The organism is Burkholderia diffusa (assembly GCF_902499115.1).
GTDB lineage: Bacteria > Pseudomonadota > Gammaproteobacteria > Burkholderiales > Burkholderiaceae > Burkholderia > Burkholderia diffusa.
Genome location: NZ_CABVPN010000022.1, coordinates 66,908 through 80,430, shown reverse-complemented (window position 1 = coordinate 80,430; position 13,523 = coordinate 66,908). Strand labels below are relative to the sequence as shown.

The window sequence follows — 13,523 nt, the reverse complement described above, 5'->3', positions numbered from 1 at the left end:
TCGATTGTTGTCGCCGAGACAACATGATGAGGTCCGTCGCGACGCTACTGCCGCACGAGCACATCGCCTACGCTTGGCGATGACGGTGGCCGTGCATGCATGCCCGATCCCCTCCGGGAAACGGACACGACACCGCAAGTGCAACGTGCGACCCGCGCGGCCGTCTGCGCCGCGTCGCGTCGTCGCGCGTCATTGGCCGCGGCAGCCAAGGCTGTTGCCATGGGTGTGACCCAGCACCTCATCAACCGAGGAACGATCCGTGACAGAAGAAGATATCCGCAGCAACGCATTCGCGATGCCCGTGCACAACCCGGCGTATCCGCGTCCGCCCTTCCGCTTCGTCAATCGGGAGTATTTCATCATCTCGTACGAGACGGACATGGACGCCCTCCGGGCCGTCGTCCCGGAACCTCTGACGGTCGACCAGGCCGTCGTCCATTACGAGTTCATCCGGATGCCCGATTCGTCGGGATTCGGTGACTACACCGAAAGTGGTCAGGTGATCTCCGTTCTGGACGAGGACGGCACGCGAGCCAATTTCACGCATGCGATGTACCTCGACGACGAAGGCCCCATCGCCGCCGGACGGGAAATCTGGGGATTTCCCAAGAAACTGGCGTCGCCGCGGCTCTGCGTCGACGGCAAGGACACGCTGCTCGGCACGCTCGACTACGGCACGCAGCGCATCGCCACCGGAACGATGGGTTACAAGTACCGCGCGCTCGACACGGAAGCCGAGCGCCGCAAGCTCGCCGGCACGCCCAACTATCTGCTCAAGGTCATTCCGCACGTCGACGGCACCGCGCGCATCTGCGAACTGGTGCGCTTCTTCCTGCGCGATGTCGACGTGATCGGCGCATGGGAGGGGCCTGCCGCGCTCGAACTGCATCCGCATGCGCTCGCGTCGGTTGCCGACCTGCCGGTTCGCAAGGTGATCGGCGCGCGCCACGTCATCGCACATCTCACGCTCGATATCGGCGAAGTGGCCCATGACTACCTCGCCCCCGCCGCGTCGCTGAAGCTCGCGGTCAACCAGTAAACCTCCGGAGGACGTATGGCACTGAATGACAAGGTCGCGCTCGTGACGGGCGCGGCAAGCGGTATCGGCGATCTGTGCGCACGCAAGCTAGCAGCGGACGGTGCCACGGTCGTGATCGCCGATCTGAACCTCGCGGCCGCGCGCAAGGTTGCGGACGACATCGTCGCGAGCGGCGGGAAGGCGTTGGCGATCGCGATGGACGTCACCAGCGAGGAAGCCGTCGATGCGGGCGTGGCCGAGACGGTGAAGCGGCTGGGCGGAATCGACGTGCTCGTGTCGAACGCCGGCATCCAGATCGTCAACCGGATCGAGGACTACGCATTTTCCGACTGGAAGAAGATGCTGGCCATTCACCTGGACGGTGCATTTCTGACGACGCGTGCCGTCATCAGGCACATGTACGCGTCGAACAAGGGCGGCACGGTGATCTACATGGGCTCGGTGCATTCGCACGAGGCCTCGCCGCTGAAGTCCGCCTACGTGACCGCGAAGCACGGGCTGCTCGGTCTCGCGCGCGTCGTCGCGAAGGAAGGCGGGCCACGCGGCGTACGCGCCAATGTCGTGTGCCCGGGCTTCGTCAGGACGCCGCTGGTCGACAAGCAGATTCCGGAGCAGGCGAAAGCGCTGGGCATCTCCGAACAGCAGGTCGTCAAGGACGTGATGTTGAGAGAGACCGTCGACGGCGAATTCACGTCGGCGGCCGATGTCGCGCACACGGTTGCGTTCCTGGCCGGCTTCGAGTCGAACGCGCTCACCGGACAATCGATCGTCGTCAGCCACGGCTGGTTCATGCAGTAAGGAGGACACCATGTATTCGAGCCAGCGTAACAAGCTGAAGCAGCCCCATCGCATCAAGCTGCCCGCGTATGACGAAATCGGACTCGTGCTGCAGGGTGGCGGCGCACTCGGCTCCTATCAGGCCGGCGTGTATGAAGGCATGGCCGAAGTCGGCGTGGAGCCGACGCGAATCGCCGGCATATCGATCGGCGCGCTGAATACGGCGATCATCGCCGGCAATGCGCCGGCGGACCGCACGGACGCGCTCCGCGGCTTCTGGAACACCATCAGTCAGCCGGGCGATCCGCTCGCTCACGTCGGCGCGTGCATGTCGGCGTGGCCCGGGCTTGCCGACGTGGGGCGCAGGTGGTCGAGCGCATGGGCCGCCACGCGAACGCTGATGGAAGGCCAGAACGGATTCTTCTCGCCGCGCACGCACGTGCCTTTCGCCGGATTCGGCGCAAAGCGTCCTGATCAGGTCAGCTACTACGACACGTCGGCGTTGCGTGAAACGCTCCTGCGGTACGCCAACTTCGACCGCATCAACGACGGAAACATTCGCGTTTCCGTCGGAGCGGTCAATGTGCGAACGGGCAATCTCGTCTATTTCGACAATACGAAAATGCGCCTGGCGCCGGAGCATTTCATCGCGTCCGGCGCGCTGCCGCCGGGCTTTCCGGCCGTCGAGATCGATGGCGAGTTCTACTGGGACGGTGGCCTCGTTTCCAATACGCCGCTCACCGAGATCATCCGCGAAAGCCAGCACAAGGACACGCTCGTCTTCCAGCTCGATCTGTGGAGCTCGCGCGGCAAGTTGCCGGGCAACTTCCTCGATGTCAGCGAACGCACCAAGGACATTCAGTATTCGAGCCGCACGCGCGCGATCACCGCGTTCATGTCGCAGAACCAGAAACATGCGCAGATGATCAAGGCGCTGCTCGAACACATTCCGGAACACGTGCGGCTTGCCCACCCGCTGCTGCGGGAAGCTCAGAAAACGGCGGATGGCAGTGCCGTGAACGTGGTGCACCTGATCTACAAGAACAAGACGTTCGAGGGGCACTACAAGGACTATGAGTTCAGCAAGGACACGATGCGCGAGCATTGGGCGAGCGGTCTCGAGGATATTCGCCGTTCGTTCGGACACCCGGAGTGGTTCGAGATTCCGAGCCGGGAAATCGGCTTCGTCACGCGAGACGTGCACCGCTATCGGCACGACGTGGACGAAGCCGGCAGCCTCGGCAAGCATGCTTCTCCCGCGGAACAACTGCCGCCTGAGAAGGAATCGTCCGTCGCCGGGTAACCCGTATCGACGCCAGCCGCGGGTGAGCCGGGCGGTCGGCCGCGTGCCGGCGACGCGTGACCAGCGGCCCGCCTGCTCTGTTCCCGACTCGCGGAACCGCCCTTGCAGGACCGCTTCAGGCGGAGCCATGACCGATCGTCGAGATCGCGCATGCGCCCGCCTCAAGGAGAGCACCATGATGTCGCATGAAATGATCGCGCGGTACGGCACGTTGATCGTATTCCTGAACGTTCTCGGGTCGTCGCTCGGCCTGCCGCTGCCTGCCATTCCGACCTTGGTCACGGTAGGCGCAGGCATCGCGCTCGTGACCCATGTCGCGTCGTCGACGCTGCTGCATTTCTCGACGATACTGGCCGCCGCCGTGGTTGGCGGCCTGCTCGGCGACCTGGTCTGGTACCAGGGTGGAAAGCGGTACGGCAAGCGCACGCTTCACACCGTCTGCAAACTGACACCGTCGCGCGACGCGTGCGTCAGGACGACGGAGCGCTTCTTCGGGCGTTGGGGCGTTCGCGTGCTCGTGATCGCGCGGTTCGTACCCGGCCTGTCACTCGTGGCCGTTCCGCTATGCGGCGCGATGGCCGTCAGGTTGCGCGCCTTTATCTTGCATGACTGCATCGGCATTGCGCTGTGGGCGTCGATCGGTCTGGCCGTCGGCACACTGTTCGCCTCGCAGATCGACGCGGTCTTCGCCCTCGTCACTCGTCTTGGCTGGCATGTGCTCATCGTGATCGGCATCGCACCGGCGTTGTATCTTCCGTATCGCCACTGCCGCCGACGGATGCTGGCAAGCGCGCTCGGGAAAGCGCGGATCAGCGCGGGTGAACTGCATGCGTTGCTCGCGAGCAATCCGCGGCCGGCCGTGATCGATATCCGTTCCGCCGAGCGAAGAATGCTCGATCCGTTCGTCATCCCGGGCGCGGTGATCGGCGATGAACGCAAGCCGCGCCAGATCATGGAGCGCTATGGCACGAACCGGACGCTCGTCATCTATTGTGCGTGCCCGCACGAAACGTCCGCCGTGTCGGTGGCCAGGCAGTTGCGCCTGTCCGGTGTCAAGCTCGCGTTACCGCTCACCGGCGGTATCGATGCATGGCGCGTCGCGGGCTTCGACGTGGAACCGATGGTCGCGATGAACGACGCGGCAATCGCCCCGGAGGAGCGGAACGCCTTCACGTATTGACGCCGTGGCGCGCCCGGGTTCCCGGGCAGCGCGGTATCGCACCGTTGGCGGCCTGTCGGGCCGCCGATTCGCCTGACGACGGACAACACCTCCATGGCGCCTCCATCGGCTCACGCAGCGAGTGCCGGACCTCGGCATCGCGACCCACGCTAGCCGGGTTTCACGCCTCTTCTTGGTCACATCCTCGGCGGACCTGACACCCTCTCCCGACCACAGTTGCGCCATGCGGCGACTGCGCCGCTTGTCTCGAACCCGGGGCAAGACGATCTGTCGATCGCGTAACGGATAAAGCGTTCCTTCCGCCGTTGCGCGCCTGGCGGGCGCATTCCCCGACACAGACAGTGAGATCGGCGTAACGGACGTTCGACGTCAGCACGCTTGGAACGCCATCCGGCGCGTTTCCGTGACGACGAAGGCACTGGTTGGCCGCGGACGGCTTGATCAGTTTGACGAAGCGTTTGACGCAAGGTGTGGCCGCTTCCTGCAACGACCCGCCCGGTCCGCCGAATGCGACCGCATGGTGTCCATCATTTTGACGGACACCATGCCGACATCGATCCTCAAGGGTTTGGCGCATCCCGGCTCGGCGGCGTGCGAGCGATCGCCACCGCGCGACGCCAGCGGGCTCGTTCAGTGACCGCCTGCCGCGATCCCGCCGCCGCCGCACTTGCCCGGCCGGGTGAGCCAAACCAGCGGAATGATCACGATGAAGATGATCGACGACAACCAGAAGATGTCGTTCAGCGCGAGCATCGCAGCCTGTGCATTCAGCGTGCGTTCGAAAAACGCCGACGCCTGATCGACGCCGCCGCCTAGCGTCGCCTGGAGCTGCGTGACGGCACTCGTGTAAGCGGGGTTGTTCACGCTCGATTGCTCGGCGAGCCGCGCATGATGCAGGATCGTCCGGTCGTTCCATCCGGTCGCGATCAGCGAGGTGCCGACGCCGCCCGCGAACACACGCACGAAATTCGACAGCCCGGCGGCGGCCGGAATCCGGTCGGGCGCGAGGCCCGACAGAATGATCGCGGTAAGCGGCGTGAAAAAGAGCGCCATCGGAATACCCTGCAACAGGGTCGGCAGCACCAGCGTGTAGGGGTCGACGCCCGTCGTGTAACGCGAGCGCATGAAGAACACGCCCGCGAAACCCACGAAGGCCAGCGTCGCGAGCACCCGCGCGTCGGACTTCGGCATGATCTTCGCCATCAACGGTGCGAGCAGCACGGCGAAGATCCCGAGCGGCGCCGTCACGAGTCCGGCGTCCACCGATCGATAGCCGAGATAGCCCTGAATCCATTGCGGCAGGATCACGAGGTTCGAGAAGAATACCGCGTATGCGACCGAGATCGCGATCGTGCCGCCGCGGAAGTTGCGCACCGCGAACAGGCGAATGTCCACGATCGGGTTGCGCGCCGTGAACTCCCAGATCAGGAAGAACAGGAAGCTGACGGCCGCAATCACGGCAAGCGAGCAGATCACGGGCGAGCTGAACCAGTCGAGATCCTTGCCCTTGTCGAGCATGATCTGCAGCGTCGCGACCCATACGACCAGCGACATCAGGCCGACTTTGTCGATGGGCAGCTTGCGCACCTGCGTCTCACGGTCGCGATAGATCATCCACGTCACGCCGGCCGCGAACAGGCCGACCGGAATGTTGATGTAGAAGATCCACGACCAGCTGTAGCTGTCGGTGATCCAGCCGCCCAGCGCGGGACCGGCGATCGGGCCGACCGTCGCGGTCATCGACCAGAGCGCGAGCGCGGTCGAGCTCTTCTCCTTCGAATACGAACCCAGCAGGATCGCCTGCGAAAGCGGAATCAGCGGCCCCGCGACGGCGCCCTGCAATACGCGCGCGGCGAGCAGCACGAGCAGGTTCGGCGCGATGCCGCACAGCCACGACGAGAACACGAACAGCACGATCGCGGCCACGAACAACCTGATCTGCCCGACGCGCTGCGTGAGCCATCCGGTCAGCGGAATTGCGACGGCATTGGCCGCCGAGAACAGCGTGATCACCCACGTGCCTTCGTCGACGGATACGCCGAGGTTTCCGGAGATGGTCGGAATCGCGACGTTGGCGATCGACGAATCGAGCACGTTCATGAACGTCGCGAGCGCGACGGCGAGCGTCGCCAGCACCAGCTTTCCGCCCGTCAGCGGTGGCGGCGCGGGTTGAGTCGAGGAATTCATCTTGCTCACACTCCGAAGGTCGACCGCGCCGGCACATCGTTCCGGCCAGTCGGATGATTGAATCGACCGGAACGCGACTGCAACGCGTATCCGGGTCGACGGTTCAACTCGCGCGCCGCGTCGTGTCGCGCGGGTCCTTTGCATCGCGCGTGGCGGAAGCCGTCGGCTCGCCGTCACGCGCCGTCGTACCCGCACGCCCGATGACGATGTTGCGCGCGATGATCTTCTCGATCTCGGCGTCCGCCTGTGCGCCGTATTCGGCAAACACGTCCGTGCGATATGACGTGTTCGTCGCCGCGCCGAGCTGCGGGCCCGTGTCGTCGCGCGTATCCACGTCGACGTCCATCGACAGTCCGATGCGCAGCGGATGCGCGTCGAGTTCCTTCGGGTCGAGCTGGATGCGCGCGGGCAGGCGCTGAACGATCTTGATCCAGTTACCTGTCGCGTTCTGCGCGGGCAGGCTCGCGAATGCGCTGCCCGTGCCCGCCGAGAAGCCGACCACGCGGCCGTGATACCTGACCTTTCCGCCGTACACGTCGGCCGTCAGCGTGACGGGTTGACCGATGCGCATGTTGCGCAACTGGCTTTCCTTGTAGTTCGCGTCGACCCACACGCCGTCGAGCGGCACGATCGCCATCAATGGCATGCCGGGCGATACGCGCTGGCCGACCTGAACCGAGCGCTTCGCGACATAGCCGGTGACGGGCGCGGGCAGTACGTTGCGCGCGTACGCCAGATACGCGTCGCGCACCTTCGACGCGGCCGCCTGCACGTTCGGGTGCTGATCGATCGTCGTGCGGTCGGTCAATGCGCGGTTGGCCTCCGCCTGTCGACGCGCGGCGTCGAGCGCCGCCCGCGCGGCCGCCACGGTGTCGCGCGCGTGCGCGATGTCCTCGGCCGACACGGCTCCCGTATCGGCGACGGCCACGCGACGACGCAGGTCCTCCTGGGCTCGCACGAGATCGGACTGCTTCTGCGCGACGTTCGCGGCATACAGATCGTCGTTCACGTAGAGGCTGCTCACTTGCCGCACGGTCTGACCCAGCGCCGCTTCGGCGTTGCCGAGCGCGACTTTCGCATCGGCGGCGTCAAGCGTGACGACGGGTTCCCCCGCCTTCACGATCTGCGTATCGTCGGCGTTCACGGCAACGACGGTACCCGCCACCTGCGGCGTCAGCTGCACGAGATTGCCGCTGACGTACGCATCGTCGGTGGATTCGTGGTAGCGCGCGAACGTCAGGTAGTACGCGGTATAGGCAACCGACGCCGCCACGACCGTCACGCCGAGCAGCGCCAGCAGCAGCCGGCGGCGGCGCGTCGCGTCTTCGCTTGCGACATCGTCGCCTCCCGACGGCGACGTATCACGATTCACGCGGGGTGTGTCGACCGGCTTGCGTACCGGCGGATTGATTTCGCTCATTTCAATTCTCCAGGCAGATTCGATGGATCGCCGCTCAGCGCGCGGCGACAGCGGGCACGGCCGATACGCGCGCATCGGCATGTGCCGCGGTGCCCGCGCCTGCGAATGACGCGTCGACGAAGCCGCCGCCCAGCGCGGACGCGAGCGCAATCTGACGATCGCGGCGGTCCATGCGCAGATTCGCGACGCGCTGATCGGCGGAAAGTGCGTTGACGTCGGCGTTCAACACGGTCAATTGATTCGTGAGACCGGCCTTGTACTGCACGAGCGCCAGCGCGGCCGCCTTCAGCGCGGCTTGCTGCGCTGTCTGCGCATCGACCAGCTGTGCGTCCGTCGAACGCACGTCGGCGACTTGCGTCGCGACTTCGCTCAGCGCGGTGACGAGCGCCTGGTTATAGGTCGCGACGGCGAGATCGAAGTCCGCATAGCGCCCCTTCAGTTGCGCACGGAGTGCGCCAGCGTCGAAGATCGGCAGGTGGATGGCCGGTCCGACCGACGCGGTGCGGCTCGCCGCCGTCAGGAAACGGCCGAAGCCGAACGCATCGAGTCCGATCGCGGCGCTCAGGTTGATGTCCGGATAGAACTCGGCCTTCGCTTCCTTCACGCCGTGCGCGAGCGCATCGACACGCCATCGGGCAGCCACGATGTCGGGGCGCCGGCTCACGAGATCCGCAGGCAGATTGTCGGGCAGGTGTACCTCGTTGCCGGTGCCGAGCGTCGGTCGCGCGATCCCCAGGCCGCGATCGGGACCGGCGCCGACCAGCGCGGCAATCTGGTAGCGTGCCGCGAGGATCCGGCCGTCGAGCGATTTCAGCAACGCACGGCTGGTCGCGAGATTCGCACGGGCGGTCTCTCGCTCGACCTGCGTATCGAGCCCGGTCGCGATTCGGCCCGCGGCGATGCGATCGATCTGCTCGCGCCGGGCGATCTCCCGCTGCGCGATGTCGTGCAACAGGAACAGGCGTGCAAATTCGTTGTAGGTACGCGCGATCGCGGTCGTGAGCGTCAGCCTGACCGCTTCCGCGTCGGCGCGGCTCGCCTGCAGATCGGACACCGACGCGCGCAGCGCCTCGCGTTTCTTGCCCCAGAGGTCGAGCTCGTACGAAGCGCCCAGGATGCCGCGGTTCTCCGTCTGCCATGACCCGCCGTACGGCGGCGGCACGAGCGCCGTTCCGGAAAACTGTTGACGCGTGAGCGCGTAGCTGGCGTCGACGCGCGGCATCGTCCCCGCTCGCGCGGATTCGCTGTAGGCCTGCGCGGCCGCCACGCGTGCACGCGCCTGATCGAGCGTCGGGCTGCTGTTGAGTGCCTCGTCGATCAAGGACTTCAACTGGCCGTCACCGAACTGATCGGCCCAATCCGCGGTCGGCCAATGTCCTTGCTCGAACGGCAGGCTCCATTGCGTTGCGTAATGCTGTGGATCGGTCATCGCCGCATCGCCGTGAATGCCGGCGTAGTTCGCGCATGCCGACAACGCCGATGCGACGATCGCCGGCACGCCGGCTCGGGACACGCGCAATCCATACCTCCGCGCGGTCGAAAGCATGGTCGTCGCGCGTCCCTTCACGAGCGCGATCAATGTCCGGATGCCGATCCATGGATTCAGCAAGCCGCGGCGTACCTGCCCGCTGTGACCGACACCGCACACGCACCAGCTGCAGAAGTGCTCGCAGTTGTTCGTCAGGAGCCGATAGTGGTCCTCGCCGAGGCGCGACCAGGCCCGCTCGACGACAGCGATTCCGGTATAGATGGCGTCCGGATCCGCCTGAACACGGATGCCGTTTCCCGCCGCGAAGCGACGCAACGGGATGCATTCCACCGGACACCGCCTCGCGGAACGATCGAAGCCGCCATAGTGAACAACCAGGCCGTCTCCCACGTAGATGCCGTGATGCACATACCCGTCGCGCTCGCTGACGAGATGCGCGCCAGCGTCGATGTTGGGCTCCGACCGAATCGGTACGTGCGAAAGCGTCGGCCAATCGATATTCAAAGTTTCCATCGCGAGCCTCCGATTGCGTAGGTGTGCCGCATGTCGCGTCACCGATGGGTTGCCTGCATGCGCGAACCGAAGGTCGGCCCGCATTCCCGTGCCGTCATACTAGGATCCGCACTCACGCGCAGGTAGACCCGCATCGGAACACTTTCCCGTTCCTCATCGGCACCAATCGGCTGCGTCCCCGCGGTCGTGGAACGCTCGATGCGAGCGACATCCGCCGCTCTCGCCGCATTGGTGCGAAGCGGGAAACACCATGCATCCCTGAACGATCTGGTCCGACGATCCGTCTTTGCCTAGCATGCAAGAGCGCTGGGGCCATCGTTCGGATGGCGGTCGTGGGGAACGGCCTGCAGGCAAGCGTTGCACCATTGCGCCGATTCGCTTCGGGAAACGACGCGCCGCACCGATCCGCAGGGCTCGGAACACTCGCGCCGATCAATACAAGCAACCGGGAGGAATATGGAGAACGAGAGGTTGCAACCTCCGCCGCTGACGCTGCTCGACAAATACCGCGGACGAGAATTCGCGGCGCTCTACACGACCACGGTCACCGTATCCGGCGGCCAGTCCGGTCATGGCCGTGCATCGGGCGTCGCACGATCCGACGACGGCTGTCTCGCCCTCGATCTGCGATTGCCGACCGAACTCGGCGGCCCGGGCGGCGGGACCAACCCCGAACAACTTCTCGCTGCCGGCTACGCCGCGTGCTTTCACGGCGCGCTGAGCCTGCTCGCGCAACGCGACCGGATCGACATCCGGGAAGCGACCGTCGCTGTCGAAGTGACGTTTGGTCGCGATCCGGTCGATGGCGGATATGCGCTGACCGCCAACGTCACGATCCGCATGCCGGGCGTGAACCGGCATGTCGCGGAGCGTCTCGTCCGGGACACGGAGCGCCTGTGCCCCTATTCGAAGATGGCGCGGCAGGGAATCTGCAATGTCGTCGCCGTGTCGACGTGATTGGTGCCGAAGCGGCAACAGAGTGCGCACGTTCCCGGTTCTACCGGCCCGCTGGACCCGCGATTACGATGGTTGACAGGCAGGTCGTGCGATGCATCGCCATGCGCACGGCCACTCGTGCCACTTTCACCAATCAGGAGAACGGATCATGACGCAACGTATCAATTATTTTCAGCAATCGCCGGATCTGACCAGGAAACTCGTCGAACTCGACGCGTTGCTTCAGAAGACGACGATCGAGGTTCCGGTGCGCGAGCTCGTCGAGATTCGCGCGTCGCAGCTCAACGGCTGCGCGTTCTGTGTCGACATGCACATCAAGATGGCGAAGATCCATGGCGAGCGTGAACTGCGCGTGCATCACGTCTCGATCTGGCGCGAGTCGCCGCTGTTTTCGCCGCGCGAGCGTGCCGCGCTCGAATGGACCGAGGCACTGACGCATCTCTCGTCGCATGGCGTGCCGGACGATCTCTACGAACGCGTGCGGGCCCATTATTCCGAGAAGGAACTGTCGGATCTCACCGTCCTCGTGGGTGCGATCAACTGCTGGAACCGGCTGAACGTCGCGTTCCGCGTCGTGCCCGGCTCGTTCGACAAGATGTTCGGGCTCGACAAGGCCAACCTGGAGTAACGACATGAAACGCATCGTGCTCGCACTTGCACCGCTTGCGCTGTCGCTGCTGATGCCCGTTCAGCCGGTCGCCGCCGCACCGCAAGCCAAGGTCACGCAACTGACAACGGAACCGTTGCCCGAGTATCCGGGCAAGGAAGTCGAGATGATCGTCGTGGATTATCCGCCAGGCAGCGTCGACCCCATCCATCGCCACGACGCACACGCATTCGTCTATGTGATCGACGGCAGCATCGTGATGGGCCTGAACGGCGGCAAGACGGTCACGCTCCATGCCGGCGACACGTTCCACGAAGGCCCGGAGGACGTGCACACGGTCGGACGAAACGCCAGCAGCACGAAGCCGGCAAAATTCGTCGTGTTCCTGATCAAGAACAAGGGCGCCCCCGTCCTCACGCCAGTGAAATAGCGGGACCGTCGTCGAGGCCCGGCAGCGCCGGGCCCGCCCCGAACGTTCGACCTGCCGGAGGCGCGCTCACGCGCTCCGGACGAAATTGGGCAACGCCCGAGCGTGGCATCCGTGTGGCACCCGTTCGGCGTGCCCCGTCTCGACGATCGCCGCCCTCGGTTGATCGCCGGGTATACTCCCCGCTAGTATCCGCATATACTCCCCCCCAGTTTGATGCCAGCGCGTGAGAGCCAGCATGCGGCCGGAGCACGGATGCGGGCTCCCGCATCCGTGCGTTGCGATGAAAGGCAGATCGATTCTTCAGCGGATTGCAGCCGTGCATGGCGCGCTCAAAGGGTCGATGATGGAGCCTCGGCGCAAAGACGCACCCGATCCGATGCACGCAGGAAAGTCGATCCGAACCGTCGTTCAACGGAAGCAACGAAGAGGAGCATGAACATGTCCGTCGCCATTCATCCCACTGTCGATCAAGGCATTCAGAAGGGAGCCGCCGAATTCGCGGGCGGTACGCTGCGCTGCCTGTGCACGCAGGATCCGGTCGAGGTTCGGGTCGACGCCCAGGTCGCGTTCAATCACGCGTGCGGCTGCACGAAGTGCTGGAAACCGGCTGGTGCGCTGTTTTCAGTCGTGGGCGTCGTGCCGCGCGACAAGGTCACCGTGACCGCGCACGGCGAGAAACTGCGGGTCGTGGACGACAAGGCGCTGATCCAGCGCCACGCGTGCACCGCCTGCGGCACGCATCTGTTCGGGCGAATCGAAAATGCCGATCATGCGTTTTACGGCCTGGACTTCATCCATACCGAACTGTCGCAGGATGTCGGCTGGGACGGCCCCGGCTTCGCCGCGTTCGTATCGTCGATCATCGAGAGCGGCACGCCGCCGTCGTTGATGGCGGACGTGCGCGACACGCTGCGCGGCAAGGGACTGGAGCCCTACGATTGCCTGAGCCCGGCGCTGATGGACATTCTGGCAACGCATACGGCCAAGGCCAAGGGGACGTACCGGGAGGCGTGAAGTCACGGCGCCACGGCCGGCGCGCGGCACGCGTCGTCGTCGCGCCGGTCGTCGGGTCGGGCGACGACGAAACCGTGCGCGATTCTCAGTGCAAGTCATGGCGCCGCGAACGGGCGCCATGATCGAACGACCTTCCTGATGCGCCATGCCGCCCTGGCGCTCAGGCGCGACCGCCCCCGTCCACACGCGGGGCGTCGCCGACCATCGTGACGAGAACCAGCGCGGCAATCAGGCCCAAGTGCTCGAAGAAGCTGTTGAGCGCCATGAAATGTTCTACGCCCGTGCGGTTCCAGAAATCGTTCGCCACGACCATCGCGACGAGCGTCAACATGCCGAGGCTGCCGGCGCCGAGCCACGTGAAGCGGCGAAACACCACGCAGAGCGAACCACCGATCTCGACGACAATCGCCAGCGCAGCCCACAGCGCGGCCGGGTGCAGGCCGAAATGCGCCTGCTCGGCCACCGCTTCGTCGAAATGCATCGCCTTGTTGATGCCGCCGATCAGAAACGCGGAGACGAGTGCAAGCCGTACCAGCGCACCGATCCACGGCTGCGCGAGCAGCACGCGGACCCATGCCGGGTTGCCGTAGAAGGTGCGCGTCGACAT

Annotated in this window: 13 protein-coding genes; 9 read left to right on the top strand and 4 right to left on the bottom strand. The window is 65.2% G+C overall.

The window, feature by feature from the left end:
* The first annotated feature begins 259 nt into the window (after window positions 1–259).
* The 5 genes from BTE28158_RS22210 to BTE28158_RS22190 all read left to right on the top strand — a co-directional run bounded on the left by BTE28158_RS22210 (window position 260) and on the right by BTE28158_RS22190 (window position 4,936).
* Complete coding sequence (locus BTE28158_RS22210; protein WP_124627218.1) at window positions 260–1,039, top strand: acetoacetate decarboxylase; 780 nt, start codon at window positions 260–262, stop codon at window positions 1,037–1,039.
* Window positions 1,040–1,054: 15 nt separating this feature from the next.
* Entirely contained in the window at window positions 1,055–1,837 is a 783-nt protein-coding gene (locus BTE28158_RS22205) for a 3-hydroxybutyrate dehydrogenase (protein WP_151047444.1), read from the top strand.
* A 10-nt stretch (window positions 1,838–1,847) separates the two neighbouring features.
* Window positions 1,848–3,119 (top strand): DUF3734 domain-containing protein, encoded by a 1,272-nt coding sequence (locus BTE28158_RS22200; RefSeq protein ID WP_226117197.1) that lies wholly within the window; start codon window positions 1,848–1,850, stop codon window positions 3,117–3,119.
* A 22-nt stretch (window positions 3,120–3,141) separates the two neighbouring features.
* The gene (locus tag BTE28158_RS22195) at window positions 3,142–4,299 is read left to right on the top strand and encodes a VTT domain-containing protein (RefSeq protein WP_244108023.1); all 1,158 of its coding nucleotides are present in this window, start codon (window positions 3,142–3,144) and stop codon (window positions 4,297–4,299) included.
* A 403-nt stretch (window positions 4,300–4,702) separates the two neighbouring features.
* The gene (locus BTE28158_RS22190) at window positions 4,703–4,936 is read left to right on the top strand and encodes a hypothetical protein (RefSeq protein WP_151047442.1); all 234 of its coding nucleotides are present in this window, start codon (window positions 4,703–4,705) and stop codon (window positions 4,934–4,936) included.
* On the opposite strand, the gene BTE28158_RS22185 is transcribed toward BTE28158_RS22190, so the two are convergent.
* The 3 genes from BTE28158_RS22185 to BTE28158_RS22175 all read right to left on the bottom strand — a co-directional run bounded on the left by BTE28158_RS22185 (window position 4,930) and on the right by BTE28158_RS22175 (window position 9,908).
* Window positions 4,930–6,486: a DHA2 family efflux MFS transporter permease subunit gene (locus BTE28158_RS22185; RefSeq protein ID WP_151047440.1), complete on the bottom strand. Its 1,557-nt coding sequence runs from the start codon at window positions 6,484–6,486 to the stop codon at window positions 4,930–4,932. The genes BTE28158_RS22190 and BTE28158_RS22185 overlap by 7 nt on opposite strands.
* Before the next feature lie 103 nt (window positions 6,487–6,589).
* On the bottom strand, window positions 6,590–7,906 hold the full coding sequence (locus BTE28158_RS22180) for an HlyD family secretion protein (protein ID WP_151047438.1): 1,317 nt from the start codon (window positions 7,904–7,906) through the stop codon (window positions 6,590–6,592).
* A 34-nt stretch (window positions 7,907–7,940) separates the two neighbouring features.
* Window positions 7,941–9,908 carry an efflux transporter outer membrane subunit gene (locus tag BTE28158_RS22175; protein ID WP_151047436.1) on the bottom strand — a complete coding sequence of 656 codons (1,968 nt, stop codon included), beginning with the start codon at window positions 9,906–9,908 and terminating at the stop codon, window positions 7,941–7,943.
* Window positions 9,909–10,364: 456 nt separating this feature from the next.
* On the opposite strand from BTE28158_RS22175, the gene BTE28158_RS22170 reads away from it, so the two are divergent.
* The 4 genes from BTE28158_RS22170 to gfa all read left to right on the top strand — a co-directional run bounded on the left by BTE28158_RS22170 (window position 10,365) and on the right by gfa (window position 12,916).
* Window positions 10,365–10,865, top strand: coding sequence for an Ohr family peroxiredoxin (locus BTE28158_RS22170; protein ID WP_059606204.1), 501 nt, complete (start codon window positions 10,365–10,367; stop codon window positions 10,863–10,865).
* A 148-nt stretch (window positions 10,866–11,013) separates the two neighbouring features.
* Window positions 11,014–11,493, top strand: coding sequence for a carboxymuconolactone decarboxylase family protein (locus BTE28158_RS22165; protein ID WP_151047434.1), 480 nt, complete (start codon window positions 11,014–11,016; stop codon window positions 11,491–11,493).
* A 4-nt stretch (window positions 11,494–11,497) separates the two neighbouring features.
* Window positions 11,498–11,902 (top strand): cupin domain-containing protein, encoded by a 405-nt coding sequence (locus BTE28158_RS22160; protein ID WP_151047432.1) that lies wholly within the window; start codon window positions 11,498–11,500, stop codon window positions 11,900–11,902.
* 438 nt (window positions 11,903–12,340) lie between these two features.
* A complete protein-coding gene (gene gfa / locus BTE28158_RS22155) occupies window positions 12,341–12,916 on the top strand; it encodes an S-(hydroxymethyl)glutathione synthase (protein WP_151047512.1) in 576 nt (191 codons plus the stop codon).
* Window positions 12,917–13,076: 160 nt separating this feature from the next.
* On the opposite strand, the gene BTE28158_RS22150 is transcribed toward gfa, so the two are convergent.
* A complete protein-coding gene (locus BTE28158_RS22150) occupies window positions 13,077–13,523 on the bottom strand; it encodes a DoxX family protein (RefSeq protein WP_151047430.1) in 447 nt (148 codons plus the stop codon).